Annotated in this window: 11 protein-coding genes and 1 riboswitch; all 11 genes read right to left on the bottom strand. The window is 47.1% G+C overall.

The window, feature by feature from the left end; genetic code table 11:
• Positions 1-31: 31 nt before the first annotated feature.
• Positions 32-910 carry a helix-turn-helix transcriptional regulator gene (locus QMA13_RS01575; protein WP_282939061.1) on the bottom strand — a complete coding sequence of 293 codons (879 nt, stop codon included), beginning with the start codon at positions 908-910 and terminating at the stop codon, positions 32-34.
• Positions 911-980: 70 nt separating this feature from the next.
• Entirely contained in the window at positions 981-2,702 is a 1,722-nt protein-coding gene (locus tag QMA13_RS01570) for a methyl-accepting chemotaxis protein (RefSeq protein WP_282939060.1), read from the bottom strand.
• Between the two features lie 211 nt (positions 2,703-2,913).
• Positions 2,914-3,822 carry an iron-hydroxamate ABC transporter substrate-binding protein gene (locus QMA13_RS01565; RefSeq protein ID WP_282939059.1) on the bottom strand — a complete coding sequence of 303 codons (909 nt, stop codon included), beginning with the start codon at positions 3,820-3,822 and terminating at the stop codon, positions 2,914-2,916.
• A gap of 20 nt (positions 3,823-3,842) precedes the next feature.
• Positions 3,843-4,856: a FecCD family ABC transporter permease gene (locus tag QMA13_RS01560; RefSeq protein ID WP_282939058.1), complete on the bottom strand. Its 1,014-nt coding sequence runs from the start codon at positions 4,854-4,856 to the stop codon at positions 3,843-3,845.
• Positions 4,857-4,859: 3 nt separating this feature from the next.
• A complete protein-coding gene (locus QMA13_RS01555) occupies positions 4,860-5,903 on the bottom strand; it encodes a FecCD family ABC transporter permease (protein WP_282939056.1) in 1,044 nt (347 codons plus the stop codon).
• On the bottom strand, positions 5,900-6,721 hold the full coding sequence (locus QMA13_RS01550; RefSeq protein WP_282939054.1) for an ABC transporter ATP-binding protein: 822 nt from the start codon (positions 6,719-6,721) through the stop codon (positions 5,900-5,902). Before QMA13_RS01550 ends, QMA13_RS01555 begins: the two co-directional genes overlap by 4 nt.
• Positions 6,722-6,987: 266 nt before the next feature.
• Entirely contained in the window at positions 6,988-10,497 is a 3,510-nt protein-coding gene (locus tag QMA13_RS01545) for a collagen binding domain-containing protein (protein WP_282939052.1), read from the bottom strand.
• 226 nt (positions 10,498-10,723) lie between these two features.
• On the bottom strand, positions 10,724-11,527 hold the full coding sequence (locus QMA13_RS01540; RefSeq protein WP_282939050.1) for a transglutaminase-like domain-containing protein: 804 nt from the start codon (positions 11,525-11,527) through the stop codon (positions 10,724-10,726).
• A gap of 10 nt (positions 11,528-11,537) precedes the next feature.
• Positions 11,538-11,628, bottom strand: a riboswitch (cyclic di-GMP riboswitch).
• A 72-nt stretch (positions 11,629-11,700) separates the two neighbouring features.
• The gene (locus QMA13_RS01535; protein WP_282939049.1) at positions 11,701-12,411 is read right to left on the bottom strand and encodes a class D sortase; all 711 of its coding nucleotides are present in this window, start codon (positions 12,409-12,411) and stop codon (positions 11,701-11,703) included.
• A 134-nt stretch (positions 12,412-12,545) separates the two neighbouring features.
• Complete coding sequence (locus tag QMA13_RS01530) at positions 12,546-13,208, bottom strand: response regulator transcription factor (RefSeq protein ID WP_282939047.1); 663 nt, start codon at positions 13,206-13,208, stop codon at positions 12,546-12,548.
• The gene (locus QMA13_RS01525; RefSeq protein ID WP_282939045.1) at positions 13,205-18,283 is read right to left on the bottom strand and encodes an AAA family ATPase; all 5,079 of its coding nucleotides are present in this window, start codon (positions 18,281-18,283) and stop codon (positions 13,205-13,207) included. The genes QMA13_RS01530 and QMA13_RS01525 overlap by 4 nt, the downstream gene beginning before the upstream one ends.
• Positions 18,284-18,290 lie beyond the last annotated feature (7 nt).

Raw genomic sequence — 18,290 nt, 5'->3', positions numbered from 1 at the left:
GAAACTGTCATCGTAGTTTTATTCTACCCTCTCAGATTGGAGAGGTATTGTATAAAACGGACATGCTGCGATATTCTTCTGCCGCTGCTGAAGGCGTTTCCCCGTAAAATCGTTTAAACTCATGGTTCAAATGTGCTTGATCAAAAAAACCGTGCTGCAGTGCAGCCATGGACCAATCGCTATATTGTCTTTGGCGAATATCTCTGACCACTGTCTGGAAGCGAATAATTTCGCTAAACCTTTTGGGACTGAGCCCGATCCATTGGTTAAATTTGCGGTGCATTTGTCGAGGGCTGATATATTCAGACTCCGCTAGCCGTGCGATCGGAAGGTTCCCTCCGGCATCAAGGATGCGATACAGCAGGTTTTTCATCAGATGATCTTCTACCGTGTTCCTTGCATGAAATAACTTGATCAAATGCTGTTCTATAATTCGAATTCTGGCTTCCATCGTATTTTCCGCAAATACTTGCTCCCCTAGTTCCCCCTCTGCACATACTCCTATGGCATCTAACGAACAGAACTGGTTAGTAAATTCCGAAAGAGATGCTTTCAAGAATAAATGAGCACCTCCGGGGAAAAAACGGACACCCAGCTTGCGAACGGGATGATCGGTATCATAAACAATGGTGAATGGGCTATCGAATATCCCGCAATATCGGATTCTATAACTATTTCCCTTAAGATCCTGCTCAAACAAAATATCGGTGCAGCCATCCGGGATCACTCGATCGACGGATAGCGAATTCATTTCATTAGCTTTATCAGCCGTTAGGAGCGGCTCTGAAGCCCAGTAACAGGAGATATACGGTTGGAGAATAGGTGAAGGCAGCCATTCCCTATATGGATTGGAAGGTCTTCTTCCGTTAGCTTGTATCGGTCGAAATAAAGAATGTAGTTTCATATCCATTCGATAACCTCCTTCACCTCATACACAACGTTCATACCACCATAGGATCTCCAGCAGTTGTTAGCATCGCCTACAGCTTGAACGATTGAATTAAGGAGCGCAGCTCCGTCGCCGTGTGCCCTACTGATTCGGCCGAAGACGCAACCTCTTCCATGCAAGCATTTTGTTCCTCGGCTGATGCGGCTACATTTTGTGTATTGACCGCATTTCGCTCTGCGATGAACGTAACCTGCTCCAACAACTGTACCATACTTTGATAGCGTTCATGAATATGTTCTATGATGATTGAAACCTCTTGCGATTGGGAGGAAATATCCCTCATAGCACCTCCAATTTCTTGGAATGCATCGCTCGATTGGTTGACCCGATGGATCCCTTCCTGGACCACATGGGTTCCTTGATCCATAGACTGAATCGCTTTACGCGAATATGCTTGAACTTGCTCGATGAGCCCCCGGATCTCCCCTGCGGCATGACCTGTTTGCTCAGCTAGCTTCCTCACTTCGTCGGCAACTACCGCAAAGCCTTTTCCATGTTCCCCTGCTCTTGTCGCTTCAATCGCGGCATTGAGAGCCAGTATATTGGTTTGATTCGCAATTCCGGTAATAACCTCAACTATTTGACCGATATCATTGGATTTATCTCCTAATGAACGAATCACTTCCGCTGCATCTCCGACCGTTTGACTAACAAGATTCATTTGCTCCATTGTAAGAGCTGAGGTCTGTATCCCCAGTTGTGCTTTATCACTTCCTACTGCTGTGACCTCCGTCATATTCACCATTAACGAAGATACCCGCTTCATGCCATTGGAAATATCGGTTGCGGCTTGGTTCGTCTCCGTACAACTGGACATTTGCTCTTCGGAGCCTGCAGCTACCTCTTGAATCGCCGTGACGATTTGCTCCGATGCTTGGCAGGTTTGCTCTGCGCTTGCAATCAACGCTTCCGAAGACGCTGCAGCTTGAAAAGAGGTATCCCTTACCTGGGATAAAATGACCCTGAGCTGATTCGTCATCAAATTGAGGGATTTTAATAATACTCCCGTTTCATCAAGACTCCTTACCTGCACTTCTGGATGGGTGAGGTCACCCTCGGCTATCCGCCGCAGCAATCGAGCAGAGGTTTGAATCCTCCATGTAATCCCAAGAGTGAACAAGAAATTCAACAGAAGCGCAGTTGCTATAATAATCGCTGCATGAATACTTATTTGGATAGCAGTATTTTTTTTGATTTGTTGAATTCGCTCATTGGCATCAGGCGCCCCGACATACCACATCCCAATGATAGTTCCGTTAGAGTCCTTGATAGGCATATAAGCGGCCTGATATGTATGCCCTACAACATTAGCTTGCCCGACATAGACTTCACCCCGTTTAAGCACTTTTTCTGTAACGGCTTCAGAGGCTGGGGTACCCACTGCACGTGCCCCATCGACCACAACGTTAGTCGTTATTCGCGTGTCACCCAGAAAAATAGTAGCCGTATCCCCATTCGTCAGCGTCCCGATTCTATCAACAATTTCATTATTATCGTTAAGCAGCGCCTCCCCTTTATACAGCTTACCGTCTTTAATGCTCCAGTTACCCGGATATTTCATATCGATGATGGAAAGTCCGGTCTGCAAATCGGATCTCGCCTTCTCAAGCGCCTCGCCTTGGATCACTGCCGTCAGATTGACGGTTTCCTCGTACCCCATAACAGCTAAAGACGGAATTATGATGACCATAGAAAGTAAAAACAGCTTCACTCTAATAGACAATGACAAAATCATGGTTAGTAAACGATTCATATCCGTTCGTCCTCCTACATCTTGCAGCAAAAAGATTTAAAAACTATTATAACATTTACCAATTTACCCCCATAGGCTGGTAGACCTATCCTATTTGTCTATTTATAGTCAGAAATGCGTAGCTTTTATGACAGCACTAGTTTCGTGAGTATAAACTGTGCTGCTCATTTAGATAACAAAAGGCACCCCATCGGGTGCCCCTACTTAGAAATTATTTGGAAAAGATTTTTTCTGCGTTATCCAAAGACATCTTGTTCCCCATTGCCGAGTAATCCAACCACGGTTGATCAGGAATAGGGTAGATGTGATTTGCTTTTACCGCTTTAAGCCCCTGCCAGATTGGGCTGGACTGCAGCTGTGCATACAGCTTTTTCGCTCCATCTTCATTGTTAACGATGACGAAGATGGCATCCGCATCATAATCAGGAAGCACTTCTTGCGAGATCACTTCATAAGATTTGTCTTTGCTGATCTTCTCGACACCTTTAGCCGGCTTCAATCCCAAGTCCTCGAACAGCATAGGTCCCATCGGACGTCTGAATCCGAACACCCGCAGCTCTTTTGCCGTTACGCGGACAGCCATGACCGTACCGTCACCGATTTTGCTTTGAATCAGCTTCTTAACGCGCTCTGCTTGAGCTTGATTTTCTTTGAGGAAATCCTCAGCCTGCTGCTCACGGTTGACTAACTTAGCAACTTTTCGTAAAGTATCTCTCCATGTTCCCTCATCTAGGTCAAAGGAAACGGTTTTGGCAATTTTTTCATATTTAGCGATATCTCCGGCATATTGCTTGTCGATGTAAATGACATCGGGCTTCAACGCCAACAAAGCTTCCATATCCGGCTCTGTTGCAACACCAAGCTGTTTCGTATTTGTTAGACGATCCGCTACGTGAGGTAAAAAGGTTTTCAGATCCCCACCCACAACGGAACCAACAGGCGTAATGCCAAGTGCTAGCAGATGATTGGTCAAATGAATGGAAAGCGATGCAATCCGCGGTTCTTTATTCTCAGCCGGCTTATCTCCGCCCGCTTCCTTGCTTGGTTGTGGCGCATTGGTGCCGCACGCGGACAAAATCAGACTAAGAATTAAGCTGAATATCAATAGTGTCTTTTTCATAAAGTCTCCTCAATGGGTTATTATTTGGTTTTACGAAGTAAGTAAAGGAAATACGGCGCACCCACAGCGGCAACAACAACACCCGCCGGAATCGCGTTAGGCTGGAAAATGGATCTTCCGATCGTGTCGGCCACGACCAGGATGACAAGACCTATCAAGCCTGAAATCGGTAAAATATGCTGATGCATGGGTCCTACCAGACGACGTGCCAGATGAGGCGCGACCAAGCCGATAAATCCGATTCCTCCCACCATCGATACGCTGGCGCAAGATAAAGCTACAGCCGCAGTCAGCAGCACCAAACGCTGTCTTCGTACGGAAGCTCCAATCCCGACAGCCAGGTCATCGCCTAGCGATAAGGCATTTAAAGATTTGGATTGACTAAACACATACGGTGCAATTAACAGGATCCACGGAAGTAATGCATACACATGAATCCAATCCTTCCCCCAAACATTGCCGATCAGCCATCTTGAGGCAAATACATACGTTTTATCATCGAGACTTAATGACAAAAATAACGTAGCTGCGCTGAAACCGGCCGAAACCGCAATTCCGATTAAGATTAAGCGTACCGGCAGCCATCCTTTTTGACGATCATACGCCAACAGAACAATCAGGAGCGCTGTTACAATACCTCCGGCAAACGTAAACAATGGAATAAGCAGTGAGATCGCACCTGTCATTGTATTAAAATAGGTGACAAAAACAATAAGGCCTAACGAAGCACCGGCATGAATACCGAGAATACCGGGATCCGCCAATGCGTTGCGCGACAATCCTTGTAAAATCGCCCCGGATATGCCCAATCCGATTCCCGCCAGCATGGTCACCAAGATACGAGGGAGTCGAAAATCAAATAACACCATCGTGTCATCCGGACTTCCCCTTCCAACCAGCGTTTGTATAACTGCTGAAGGAGAAAGCCGAATCGTCCCCGTATTTAAGCTAATAATTACAGCACTTAAACAGATGAGGATTAATACAAAGCCTACGACAGCCGCTTTTTTCTCTCTAGCGTGCATTTGCTGCATTCTCTATAAGCTCCTCCTTTCTTTATGAGCAAGATAAAGGAAGAAAGGGACACCTACGAGGGCAACCATCACGCCGATAGCCAACTCTCTTGGCGGATTCACCATCCGTGCTCCTAAATCAGCAAAAACAAGCAGGACCGCCCCTAATACGGCAGACACCGGAATGACGAACCGGTAATCGACGCCTACCAGCTTTCTCGAAATATGTGGAATCACGAGGCCCACAAACCCGATTGCACCTACAGCCGATACGGAGACCCCCGCTAAAATCAAAGCCGCTATCATGGCCAATATTCTTACCCGCTTCGTTCTAACTCCAAGATTAGCAGCTACCTCATCCCCCAGGGAGATTAACGAAAGAGATCGGCTCATCAGCAGTGCCCAAGCTATAGTGATCGTGATCACCGGTACCAATAGCTTCAATTGTGACCATTTGACTCCGGCAACGCCTCCTGCATACCAATAGGCCAAATCCTGGCTTAATTGATAATAGATCGCGACCCCGGAGCTGAGAGAGTGCAGCAGGGCTGCAACGACAGCACCAGCAATGGTCAACCTTAAGGGTGTCAAGCCTCCAGCCGTTGTAGAACTAAGCGCAAAAATAAAAAGAGCGCTTAAGGACGCTCCCGCAAATGACAGCAGCACCAAGGCGGTATACGGTACATTCGGAAAAAATGCGAAGCTTAAAGCCACCATAAATGTCGCTCCTGCGTTGACTCCAAGAATCCCCGCATCTGCTAACGGGTTACGTGTAACCCCCTGCATTAACGCTCCCGCAACCGCAAAGGCCGCACCCATAACAGCCGCTGCAATCACTCTAGGAAGCCTCAGCTCATGAATGATCTGATGCGTCGTCAAAGCAGGATTATACTTGGCAATAGCCGTCCATACGGTCCCGATGGTCATATCCTTCGCACCAAATGAGATAGCCAAAAACATCGAAAGCGCCAGTCCAATAATAGCTAGTAGCAGTACAGCGCTAAACACCGAGCCCTTCACACGGGTCCGATTACTCTTAAACACCCTATGTAAGAAGCCTGGATTCATGAAGTAAGAGTTCCTTTACTCTTAATAAACAGCTCAAAGGGTAGGCAGAGCGGAACACCGCTTCGAGGGTCCGTTAAAATGTCTGCCTCGATCCCGAACACCTGACGAAGAACATCCTTGGTCATAACCTGCTCCGGTGTCCCCTCACTCACCACCCGGCCTTGTTGAATCGCAACCATGTGATGCGCGTAGCGAGCGGCATGATTCAAATCATGAACCACCATAACGATTGTACGACCTTCTTCGGCATTTAACTTCTGCAGCAGCTTTAATACTTCCAGCTGATGCGCCATGTCTAGGAAGGTGGTCGGTTCGTCGAGAAACAGAATCTCTGTCTTTTGCGCCAAAGCCATTGCAATCCAGGCACGCTGACGCTGACCTCCGGAAAGCTGATCCACCGGACGATCCGCGAACTCGGCCATCCCCGTTATTTCAAGTGACCATTGAATTACATCCCAGTCCTCCTTACCAAGAGAACCGAAGCCTTTCTGATGCGGGAACCTTCCATAAGAAATAAGCTCGCTTACCGTCAAGCCATCCGGTGCCGTAGGGTTCTGAGGTAAAATGGCGAGCTGCTTCGCTACCACTTTGGTTGCTTGCTCATGTATGGACTTGCCATCTAAGTAAACTTGTCCGTTCTTAGGGTGGGTAATTCTCGCCATCGTTTTGAGAATGGTGGACTTGCCGGAGCCGTTGGAACCTACTAGAGCCGTAATCTTACCGATAGGGATCGTTAAATTTAAATCATTCACGATCAATCGATCATCATAGGCTATATTTAAATTCTGGGTAAACAACCCTTTGGTTTCACTGATCATCTCATTTACCTTCCTTGCTCCCTAATATTGGTCGGTCGTTTCTTATAGACTGTTCAGGCAATGAGTATTTGCAAAAATGCATCTAATGGACATGCCACACTGTGCAAATGAGAATCATTATCGTTAATGATTGTATCTTCATGGATAGGGATTGTCAACAGAAAAATAAAGGCCATTTCCCGTCAATTATAGGGAAATGGCCGCTTCTTCATCGGGGGGATTCCCCCAGCCAGCTTTACGCAGCTGGCTTTGTCGTACATAGTCCTTTATTTGTTTCTTAACACTCTTGTCCGGCCTAATGCTGCGCCTAGGATAATCAATAAGAAGCCTGTCAGCTGCATATATAAATGACTGGCTTCCCCGGTTACAGGAAGTGTTTCTACAGGTGCTCCATCCGGGTCTAACGTTACATTCCCATTCTCCTGCTGTTGGTTATCGCTAGACGGAAGGCCTCCTAAAGGCACCTTGATATTGCCTTCTATCGGCGGCACTTCTTGTTCTACGGGAAGCTCGGGCTTAGGTTCAGTGCCTGGCTTCTCTGCTGGTGCAGGATCAGGCTTCGCTGATGCTTCTGGCGCAGTGCCCGATCCGGGTCCGGTGGATCCTTGAGTCCCTGTTGATTCCGGACGCTTCACCGGTTCCGATGAATCGCCGGAATCCGAATCCGATGATCCCCCGCCAGGAGTGACCGGTGGAGTTACCGGAGGTTTCACAGGCGGCTCTACAGGTGGAGTCACCGGCGGGGTTACCGGTGGTTCTACTGGCGGCTTCACAGGTGGTGTTACCGGAGGATCCACGGGTGGAGTGACCGGTGGGGTTGATGTCTTCACATTGGATATAGGCAGCCTTATGATACTATTTGTATAATTGATAGTTACATAATGTATCATTGTGGACAGATCATATCCCAATGGGGCCGTCGTCTCCTTAACCGCGTAATCCCCCTCTGGCAGATTAATAAATTCAATCGTACCCGCTGCATCCGTTGTCCGCGTGTCCAAATACACAAGGTCTGAAACCGATTTCCGGTATAAGTCGAACGTTGCTCCGCTTAAATGCAGCTGACTATCGGCAGAATCCGTTTTCTCAATGATCAGCTTTCCTCTAACATTGCCGCTGCCTGAACCCGACCCGCCGGAGACGCCGACAATTATATCTTTCGTCGTTTCTTGGGTCACTGTGCTTACGTTATTGCCACTGAAGCTGACTTTATTGGACACTGTCTCTTGATCTTTGGCAACGATAAGGGATTGATACTCCAAAATATAAGCCGAACGGATCTCCTTCTTAAAGCTTAGCTCAAACGACTGCTTGCCGTTAGAATCCGTATGAAACGCAATCGTATAATCCATTCCCTTGACTAGCTCCGCCGCCTTGTTCAAACTTCCGTTAGCTGCAACGGTCGTGGCATACAAGTGAAAGGAATCCGGCAGCAATAGCTGATTGTCCGTAGGCGTGTCGATGATTTTGGCATCGGCAACAGTCGATTGCCCGCGGTTGATGTACATCGTCCAAACAATTTTGTCTCCTGCCTGCGTACCGTTCTTGTTAACATACTCTCCCCCTTGAGGGATCGTTACCGAAGCCGTCAGCTTGGTGGAAACAGGATTCGCGCCATCCAACAATTGTGCTGTATTGCCGATATTCTTGCCTATCAGTTCTCCATCCAGACTAGTGTTGAAGACAACATAATACGGAGTCGAAATCGGTTGTAAGAACGTCACGACCAGCTTGTTGCTGTTATCAATTTTATAGGTGTAATAAGTGCTATCGACTACAGTCCCCTTCACTGCGTTTCCATTCGCAGGAATGGTCATGTTGTACAGCTTAAGAGAGCCGTCCACCAGCTTCTGCTTCGATTCCAAACTATCTTCAACCACGGCATTCTTAAGTGTCTTCCCGTTGTAATTGACGCCCACGGTCCATGTAATCTCTTTGGAGGAAGCATTATAGGAGCCGCTCTTGAAGCCGTTCTGCTTCACTTCACTTCTTGGAGAGAAGACAGCGGACACCGTTTTCGTCCTCACGTTGGAAGCTTCATCCATCCAATCGATCTGGGCTTGATTCGTATAATTCGTCGTGCTTCCGGCCGGACTGATCCAATCCGGATGGAACTCCGTTGTGTAGCTGACCGTGACAGGTTCCGTAATAGGGACATTCCATGTCAGTATGAACCCTTGATCCGTCTGAATGGCGGGATCTACAACATATTGGGTCGACGGGATCACCGCGCCGTTATTGGCTTTCACCACCAGCGAATCTGGAATGAGACGCAGTCCTTTTGCAGGGAAGGTGTCCGTTACCTTAACGCCGCTCATGGGCTGACTATCGCCATTAATGGTAAGTTTCCATGCCACTGTCCTGGCTGTGTAGTCTACGGATCCAACATTTTTAACGATAATCGCTTGCTTAATATCCTGTTTGGCTGGACCTGTGGTAGCTCCTGTACCTGAGTACACATTGTTCGTTACCGTAGCATCGTCATTAACGCGGTGTACAGCCTTCGTTTGGTACGTAATCTTGAATGCAGATGTTACCGCATGCTTGAACTGCAGCTTGAAGCCTGCTTTTCCTGACGCCGCAGGGGTAAGGCTGACTGTATACTCCGAAGCAGGCAATTCTGCTCCTAGCGCTTCTTTACCCGAAGCATCCAGAACGGCTGGATATACATGCAGCGAACCAGCAATCAGCTCCTGTGAATCATTGAAAGAATCCATTAAAAATGCCTCTGGCTGAGGGATCGACTTCTCATTGTAGTTGTATTGGATAGCCCAATCAATGGTTTGTGTAGCCTGATCATACTTGGAAGCTTGTTTACCCAGATCGCTTAAGCGCTGGATGGTCACCGTCGCCGTAGCTTGGGAGGCGAGCTGGTTGCTTCCTTCAAACTTTGCGGTATTGACGAACGATCCCGCATTAGCATCCGTAATCGGAGTAGTATACTGGATCCGGTATGCGCTTTGAATAGGATTGTCCGTAAAGCTTACTTTAAGAACATTGCCTGCCGTATCTACTGTGTATTTTCCGGCGTTCACCAAGGTGCCTTGGGATACCGTACCGTCGAGATTTACATTCAGATTATACACGGCAATGGTAACCGGAACCGCCAAGCCCACAGGAATTGGGTCGGTGACAACCGCCTGTTGAACGGAATCCAGCGATTTGTTCACATCTACCGTCCAATCAATGTTCTTCGGATTGAAGCCTTGTGCAGCACCGCTTTTCCCGATGGTCGAGGCAATGTTAGGCTTAAAGGTGAGAGTAAACACCTGTTCTCCGGATTGAATCGGAATCTTAATGATTTGCGTCGTGCTTCCTGTTACTGTCGTGATGTCAAATTGTGTGTTCAAGGTAAGGATTCCCTGAACTCGGCTATGACTTTCAATGTAGCTGTTAAAGGTCATGAGCACTTGATGACTGGCCTTGCTGACACTGAACATTCCTATTTCTTCATCACCGTTCAATAAAGACCCGCTGATATCATTGAAGAGCAGGAATGCTTGCGGCAGCGTGAAGACAAAGGTATCCCCACTGTGGTAACCATGGTTATCCGGCAGAGACCAGGTGTAGTCCAATCGGACTTTGGAGCCCTGCTCGTACACATTACCTGTGACGACCTGTCCCGCTTTGTCGTAAACTGTCATGGTTACGCTGTTGATGATGTTGCTGGTAATCGTGCCTGCGGCAAAAGCCTGAGTCAAATAACCGACTCCCGACAGGCTCTGGATCACAAACAATAGAGCTATCAGCAGCGCACTAGTTTTTTTCCTCCACATGGCTGGTTCCTTCCTCCATTCTACTATGAATTGAAACCCTCTTATCGCCCCCTTTCAAGTTGTATAACCCAAATTATTTCACTGTCCGAGTCATTGTAAATCACCGATCTGAATAATTTCTGAACAGCAAACCGTATACTTAAACACAAAAAAAAGAACCTGCATATCAACACAAATGCAGATTCTTCAGGCTGCGATTCCCGCTAACTAAGCGAATGGCTGTTACTTAATAGATACAAGTAACAACATAATCGGCACTGTTTTTTATCATAGTTGTTGGTTGCCCGTTTTGTACACGAGACGCATCATAGGTGGTGTCGATAATGCCCCATTCGTTCAAATCCTTTAGAAATACTTGATTCCATGCATGATACATATCGGGAGCATGGACCTCGTATCCCATAACCAATCGGGTTGGGATCCCTACACTTCTGGCCATTGCTGCGAATGTAGCTGCATAGTCAAAGCATATTCCGCCGGATTCATCGTAAATCTCATCCAAGTCAGGGATATAGCCTGCTTCTACAGTTTGCGTTTTACTCTCCATATATTTGTAGTTTTTCGTCAAAAAGGTATAAATCGCTTTTACTTTATCTTCATCCGTTGCAGCGGCAGCGGTCAATTTCTTGGCTTCCACCACTGCTTTGGTCGTTTCATTCCAGTTGGCAATGGAAATAGACTGCAAGAACACAGCCTGCTCATTAACCTTCTTCACATCGATATTTTCTTGTAAAACGACTTGATATTTGTTGTCGGAAATCAGTTTCGCAACCAGCACATTGTAGCTGCCGTCACCCCATTGAAGGGGATAGGATGCTCCGTTCACCAGGCTATAGTCTACTTGAACATCTCCCTTGGTTACGCGAACTAGGGCCTTATGATCTGAATCTGCATAATGGACCTTAATGATTCCGCTGCTCAGAGAGCTTTTATCCAGGATAGGTTGTCCAGCATCTGCATGGATGTCTTTAGGCGCCGTGGTCAGAAAAAGCGCAGCAATCAGCAACAATGTTCCTAATTTACGAAACATAAACTCTCCTTTCGGTAACTGGCTGCCATTCTGGTAGATTTACCAGGGAAGGCCCTATAGCTTTGCGTCTTCAGCTTTCGCTGAATTTGCCTTTATCGGTGGAAAGCACCGAAAACTATGTAGTTATCTATGAGTATAGCATACCATTTATTTCCTCTACTAGTTCTAAATACTCACTCTTCTATCAATTTTCCTTTAACAACGATGCGGTGTGTCGGATTTTCCATAGGGTGGCAAGTAATTAGCGTAATTTCCCGATCTTTGCCGTTTCCTTTCAGCACCCACACTTCCTCAGGGAGAACATACTGCTTGCTGTCTACTTTATAACGGTACTGCTTGCTGCCTGTATCCACTTCTATGATATCGCCTTCCGACATTTCATCTAGGCGGTTGAAATTTTTTCCATATGTTAAATTCCTGTGTCCTGCAATGGCATAATTGCCGATTTTGCCTGCTTTGCCCGTATTGGCAATACTGGCAACAGACAGCTTCAGATTCGCTGCTGTCGCATCCTTTATGATAGGAAGCTTCAAATTGATCTTATCGATAATGAGGATGCCTTCCACATTTTTTTGCCCGATAGATAGAGGGACTGGCGTTGGCGTAGGCATTGGCGTTGGCGTAGGCATCGGCGTTGGCTCCGCCTTCAATGGCTTGGGTTCGGCCACCGACGCTTCCGCACTTAATGGAATAGGCGTGGGCAATATATCGATTATCGGGTCCGGCTCTGAAGCAACCTGGTCGATATACTGCAAGCTTTCCTGCCACTGCTTCAAAATCTGCTGCTGCTTATAGCTCTCATAACGATCATTTACCGTCGGGTAGGCCATTACACCAATTCCAACGACAATGCACACTACGGAAATTGTCTTTTTAAGCTTCATGGCTCCTACCTCCAATGACGCTTTGATCTACTCATTCATTATTATAGCATCCAAGGAATTTTTTGGTATGTCAAAAAAGTGAAACCCGCTCCTCATAACGGACCGGGTTCATCTCTATCCGAAGCTATAAACTATCATACTAGCGTATGTAAACGAATGATCGCTTGCGCCCTATCATTGACCTCCAATTTTCCGTAAAGGTTACTAATATAATTGCGTGCCGTACCTTCGGCAATTTGTAGGAATTCGGCGATTTCGCGATTGTTTAACCCTTGTATGATAAGCTGTGCGATTTCATTTTCCCTCTCCGTCAGCTTCATGGTCGGCAGCTTTCTTAGCTCCGCGTTCTGCCAAGAATCCTGTACTGCCATCAGCTTATTAGCATGCAGCGCCAGCTTGGCCGCCACGGCAGCCGGCAAAATAAACTGATCGGTCACTGTATCCCGGATGGATGCTATCATTTTATCTGCATCCATGTCCTTCAACATATACCCGCTTGCCCCGTTAGCCATCCCGTCCACAATATAATCTTCATTCACAAAGGTAGTCAAAATTAAAATGTAGGTTTGAGGTTGGCTTCGTTTGATGCGCTTCAACGCAGCAATTCCATCCATCATGGGCATTTGAATATCCATCAATACCAAATCCGGCTGCAATGCCTCCGTCAATTCGCAAGCCTCCAACCCATTCCTTGCAACGCCAACTACTTCCATATCATCTTCCAAATCGAGAATGGTTCTGAGCCCTTCCCGTGTCAGCATCTGATCATCAGCGATGACAATCCTTATCTTACTCATATTCTATCCCCATTCAATCTCATCGGGTGCGGCAGCTCGATCTTCAGCAAACAGCCTTGGTCAGGCCAAGATTCGATACTTAAACTGCCACCCAGTTGTTCAGCGCGCTCTCTCATGGCTTTTAAGCCAAACCCTACAGATATAGTATCGGCTCCTACCCCACGATCTTCGAGCCTGAATTGTAAGAAGGAGCCAACAAGCTCCAGACTGAAGCGAAACTCTTGACTCCTGCCATGCCGGATTCCATTGGTCAAGCCTTCCTGCAGCGCATGATAGATCATTTTCTTTTGAGCCGTCGTCAGCTCCGGAAGATCATGAATAGCCGAATGAATAACAACCCCCATATTCCGCTCCGCATCTCGAATCAGTTGATTCAACGTTAATGCGAGATCAGCATACTTATCTTCCTTTAACATATGAACCGATCCACGGATTTCATTCAAACTATGCCTAACAAGGTCCTGCGCTTCTTTAAGCCGTGTGGAGGCACTTTCCAAATCCTTATGAAGCAGCCTTTTGCCCGCTTCAATCTGCAGCAGCGTCGAAGTCAGCGTATGCCCTACGATATCATGAATATCGTGGGCGATCCGATTCCGCTCCTCATAGACGGAAACTTCCACCAGTGCCGCGAAGGTCTCGCGCATCGATTGTTCCAGACTTCGAGTTCTTTTTTCTACCTGATCCTCCAGCCTGTTGTTAAGGTCTTGAATACCCGAGTAGAGCTTGGCATTTTCAATGGAGATGGCACATTGGGAGCCCAGCAGCTTCAGCACATCAAGCCTCTCCGGTGTAAATACGCCGGAAGACAACTTATTCTCCATATACAGTAAACATATCAGCTTGTTATGACGGATGATCGGAAGGCAAAGCACAGATTTTAATCCTTTGTCTTTGACATACTGATTCCGTGTAAACATTCCTTCTTGGGCCGCATTATTCAACACCACTTCCTCCTGCGTTAATGCCGCATAGCCGACAATAGCCGCCGGAACCAGAGTGGAATCCTCTTCAAACGGGACGGATTCGATACATTGCTCTTCCGCTGTTCCGTAAGCTTCAACCCTCCATTGCCCCTCATGGTTGAATATAATAGCCCCATATTCCGCCCCCGCATTATGAAGCATGATTCGCATCAGTTTCTCCAGTAAGCGATTCATTTTCATTTCGCCCGACAAAGCTTGCATAGACAACGCAATAGAAAGAGGATCGACACGTTCAAGGCCCGACTCTCGTTTGATGTGAAGCAAATGGCCGTACTTTTGCTCCATATCCGTTGTTTTTGCCTTTGCACCCCATTGATGGAAGGCCTCATAAGCTTCTGTTATATAGACTCTAGCGAGCTGCTGCTTGCCTTGACGCAAGCCGTATTTGCCATAGCACTCGGCGGCTATTCCCAGATCATGAATATGCCCGTACAAGCGGGCAGCCTCAATCGATTGCTCGTATAGTTCCTCCACTTGACGATGCTTTCGCGCCACCCGTGCCATTTCTGCTTTAATCAGCAAATATTTATGCAAATGATTATTAGGGCATCGCATGGCGAGCCGCTTAAGCCTTTTTAAACATTTGCCCATGTTTACCCAATATGCTTTTTGTTCCTGAGCCGAGACTTCCTCGTACAGCTGTGCCCAGACTAAAGATTGATACATGTGTAAGCCGCTGTTTTCATGGTTATCCTTACGCGCCTCAACGATCGCAGCCGTCTTCTCCAGAGCCTCGTTTGCCTCACGGTAATGACCGAACAAATAGCCAGGCAAATATTCCAGTACATGGACCAGCTCTTGAATCATGTTAAATTCATCCCCGTGTACGGAAGCTGCGAAGTCCTCCTTATAAATATCCTCTATGAGGAATGGATCATCCGCTGCCCGGCTCCCCGTCAACCGGGAGAGAAGCGCGACGAAGATGGTGGCCTGCTTCCAATGGAGACTGTTATTATGCCGTTGAAAATCCCCTGAGTGTGCAATCAGCCGGTTATAGATATCCTCAAGTGGATGACCGAAATTCAGAAGCAGACCGCCATTGATGAGTACACTCTGATTCCCGTGCCACAAATCGCCGGATTCCAGCCCTACCTTGCCGGCATGTTCGGTCATAATCTCCAGCATCTTCGGATCATATTGCCGCCAACTATCCCAGCATAACGCAAATGACGTCAAAGTCTTAACATACAATGCCGGGTAGGGTCTTGATATGCTGCACGCAAGCATGCCCCACTTATATGCCTCTTCATGCTTATGAAATATAAAATATAAATACATAGCGTAACCTATGAATCCTATGGAAGCCTCCGGGGTCATTCCATAATCCAGCGTCATTTCAACCATGGTGAACGAGGAGGCGAGCCACCCCTTCTTATTAATAGAAAAACAAGCATGGCCTGTATGGACCAAAGCGATCATAGCTATTTTGCGTGCTTCATCGGTCATAGGCGGTAGCTGGCTCAACGATTCGAACGGATACTTCCTAATTTTCCGAGTCAGCTTTAACCATTGAACCGTCAGCTGGAACGTGCTTGGATTGAAATGATGACGAATACTCAATAATTCCAAGGTAGCACGGCCTAAGGAGATAACCTCAGCATAGTTATCTTGGCTTGACTCCAGCTGAATCTTCATGGTGAGTACAAGCGCTTTATCCAGCTTGGTCTCTGCTTTCTGAATTAATAGATCAAACAGCTCATTCGCTGTATCAAAATGGGCGCATAGATATTCCGACTCTGCCCGTTCCCGGAAAGCACGGAAAGTTAAAGAATAATCTCGGCGCCAGCTCTCCTCATCCAATAGTGCGGTTGTTTGGCGCAAATATCTCAATGACGTCTCATAAGCGGTCCCTTGCTTTGCCTTCAAGCCTGCCTTTAAATTAAGCTTGGCCAGTTCCAGTCTTTGATCCGCACGACTCGCGTGCTCCCATGCCTCATTCAGGTGATTCACCGCATTGAAAATAGAATCATTTTCATCCTGCTCCAACCGTTGAGACAGATACAAACCGATGCTCCAATGCAGGTCGGGGCGTTCCACTTCCGGAATAAGTGCATAGGCGGACTGTTGGATGCGGTCATGCTGAAATTTGTACAGCATACCGTCCTTACTAGTGACAGGCTGCAGCAGCCGCTCGCGCATCGCTACTCCCAATACGTTAGACAATTCACCCAATGGAATCCCTGTGACGGAGGCAAGTATTTTCAAATCGAAACGACTGCCTAGAAAGGCAGCGCAACCTAATGCATGAACCGTACGGTTAGGAAGAAGCTTTAATTTATCCGACATGTAAGCAGCGGCATTATCGGGAACATCCATTTCGATAATAAGCTTGGCATTCCACTGCCAGCTGCGGTTCGTTTCATCGAAGATAACCTGCTCGCCGTCCATCAAATCCTGCAGGAACTGCTTGAGGAAGAACGGGTTTCCTTCCGTCTTATTCAGCAATACCTCAGCCAGTTCATCTGTTGCATCTGTTTCGTATCTCATAGCATCGTTTAGCATCTGTTTCATATCAGCTATTTCTAACGATTGTAAATGAATAGTGCTTAATCGTATGTGCCTCGATGCAAGCTCCTTCTCTAGGCGATTGAACGGGTGCAGCCCCGTAATCTCCCTATCCCGGTAGGTCCCAACGAAGAGCAGATGCTTTGTATCCCTGTCCTCCAGAAGATACCCGAGATATTGCAGAGAGGCTTCATCTGCCCACTGAAGGTCATCAAAAAATAAAACCAAAGGGCGCCCCTGCACAAGAAATAACTGAATAAAACGGTTCATGATAAGGTGAAAACGACGTTGGGCCTCTGTCGGCGGCAGCTGCTGCACGGCAGGCTGAGGCCCAATAAGCAGCTCCAGCTTAGGAACTAGCTCAATCAGCAGTTGTCCGTAACCCTCCAGTGTGTTGATAATACGCAGCTTCCATACTTCTGCTTGCAGCATGGTTTCCGTGAGCAGTTGACTCACTAATTCATCCATTGCTTGAATCCATATTTCATAAGGACGCGCAGTATCATTGGGGTCAAACTTTCCGCAAGCGCAAAACCCTTCGAGTAAAGAACCTCTCAAGGTTTCCTTTACAAAGGTTGTTTTCCCAATTCCTCCGCTGCCGCAGACCCATAAAACCTCCGCTTCTCCACCTGCAGCTCGCTTCAACGCTTCGAGCAAAACCCTTTGTTCTGAGCGTCGGCCATAAAAATGAGTTGGAACGATCCAGCGCTCCGGGATATCTCGGCTTGCCAGCATAAAGCTTTCAACTGTACCCGATGCCTTGAATCGGGCAAGACATTCCTCTAGGTCCGACTTGATTCCGAAGACACTGACATACCTCTCCTCAGGCATTTTTTCCATACATTTTCCGATGATGTCGGAGACCGCCTTAGGGATTGAAGGAAGTCTGTGATGAAGCGGCTCTGGTTTACTGGCAAGATGATGGTATACGGAATCTAGTTCATCATGAAGCTTAAAGGGCAGGTGACCTGACAACCATTCATATAATGTAACACCGAGTGAATAGATGTCCGAACGATAGTCGGGGGTTATTCCTGTTCTGCCTGTTTGCTCCGGTGATGTGTAAGGCAGTACAAAATCCGGACGGTCCGTTAATAAAGAGAGAGGGCTTAGTTCCGACTTCGTCGAACACATCCGAATATCAATAAACTTCACTTCTAATGTATCCGGATTAACAAATAGCTGGGAGGGAGTTATTTCTTTTAGTGTAATTTTTGCATGATGTATGTGCAGAAGACAGTCAGCCGCAGCTGCTGCAATAATTAACAATTCCGAAAGCTCTAACGAACTGGTGCGCGTGCGTAATAGTTGCTCGAGAGTCACACCCCCCATATCCCTAAGGAGCATAATAGGCCGATTCGCATAGAATTCAAGACTGTACACCTCTAACGTTCCCAAAGCATCCAAGCCTGTAAGAATAGCATACTCGTACTGAAATGCAGCCACCATAGCAGGTCGCGGGAATGGTTCGCTTGTCGTTTTGGCAATAAAGCTTAGCCCATCTTCATGACGCAATAATCTATATAATTGGATCTCTCCATTATCACTTACTAAATGCAGTGTATGGTAACCGGGTAATTCTATCACGAAGCCC

It is taken from the genome of Paenibacillus sp. RC67 (assembly GCF_030020805.1).
In the GTDB taxonomy this organism is placed as follows: domain Bacteria; phylum Bacillota; class Bacilli; order Paenibacillales; family NBRC-103111; genus Paenibacillus_S.
This window is presented reverse-complemented; position numbering and strand designations above follow the sequence as displayed.

Excerpts from the sequence above, each read along its gene's own strand:
- QMA13_RS01575 (WP_282939061.1), bottom strand. The coding sequence starts at position 910 with ATGGATATGAAACTACATTCTTTATTTCGACCGATACAAGCTAACGGA.
- QMA13_RS01570 (WP_282939060.1), bottom strand. The coding sequence starts at position 2,702 with ATGAATCGTTTACTAACCATGATTTTGTCATTGTCTATTAGAGTGAAG.
- QMA13_RS01565 (WP_282939059.1), bottom strand. The coding sequence starts at position 3,822 with ATGAAAAAGACACTATTGATATTCAGCTTAATTCTTAGTCTGATTTTG.
- QMA13_RS01560 (WP_282939058.1), bottom strand. The coding sequence starts at position 4,856 with ATGCAGCAAATGCACGCTAGAGAGAAAAAAGCGGCTGTCGTAGGCTTT.
- QMA13_RS01555 (WP_282939056.1), bottom strand. The coding sequence starts at position 5,903 with ATGAATCCAGGCTTCTTACATAGGGTGTTTAAGAGTAATCGGACCCGT.
- QMA13_RS01550 (WP_282939054.1), bottom strand. The coding sequence starts at position 6,721 with ATGATCAGTGAAACCAAAGGGTTGTTTACCCAGAATTTAAATATAGCC.
- QMA13_RS01545 (WP_282939052.1), bottom strand. The coding sequence starts at position 10,497 with ATGTGGAGGAAAAAAACTAGTGCGCTGCTGATAGCTCTATTGTTTGTG.
- QMA13_RS01540 (WP_282939050.1), bottom strand. The coding sequence starts at position 11,527 with ATGTTTCGTAAATTAGGAACATTGTTGCTGATTGCTGCGCTTTTTCTG.
- QMA13_RS01535 (WP_282939049.1), bottom strand. The coding sequence starts at position 12,411 with ATGAAGCTTAAAAAGACAATTTCCGTAGTGTGCATTGTCGTTGGAATT.
- QMA13_RS01530 (WP_282939047.1), bottom strand. The coding sequence starts at position 13,208 with ATGAGTAAGATAAGGATTGTCATCGCTGATGATCAGATGCTGACACGG.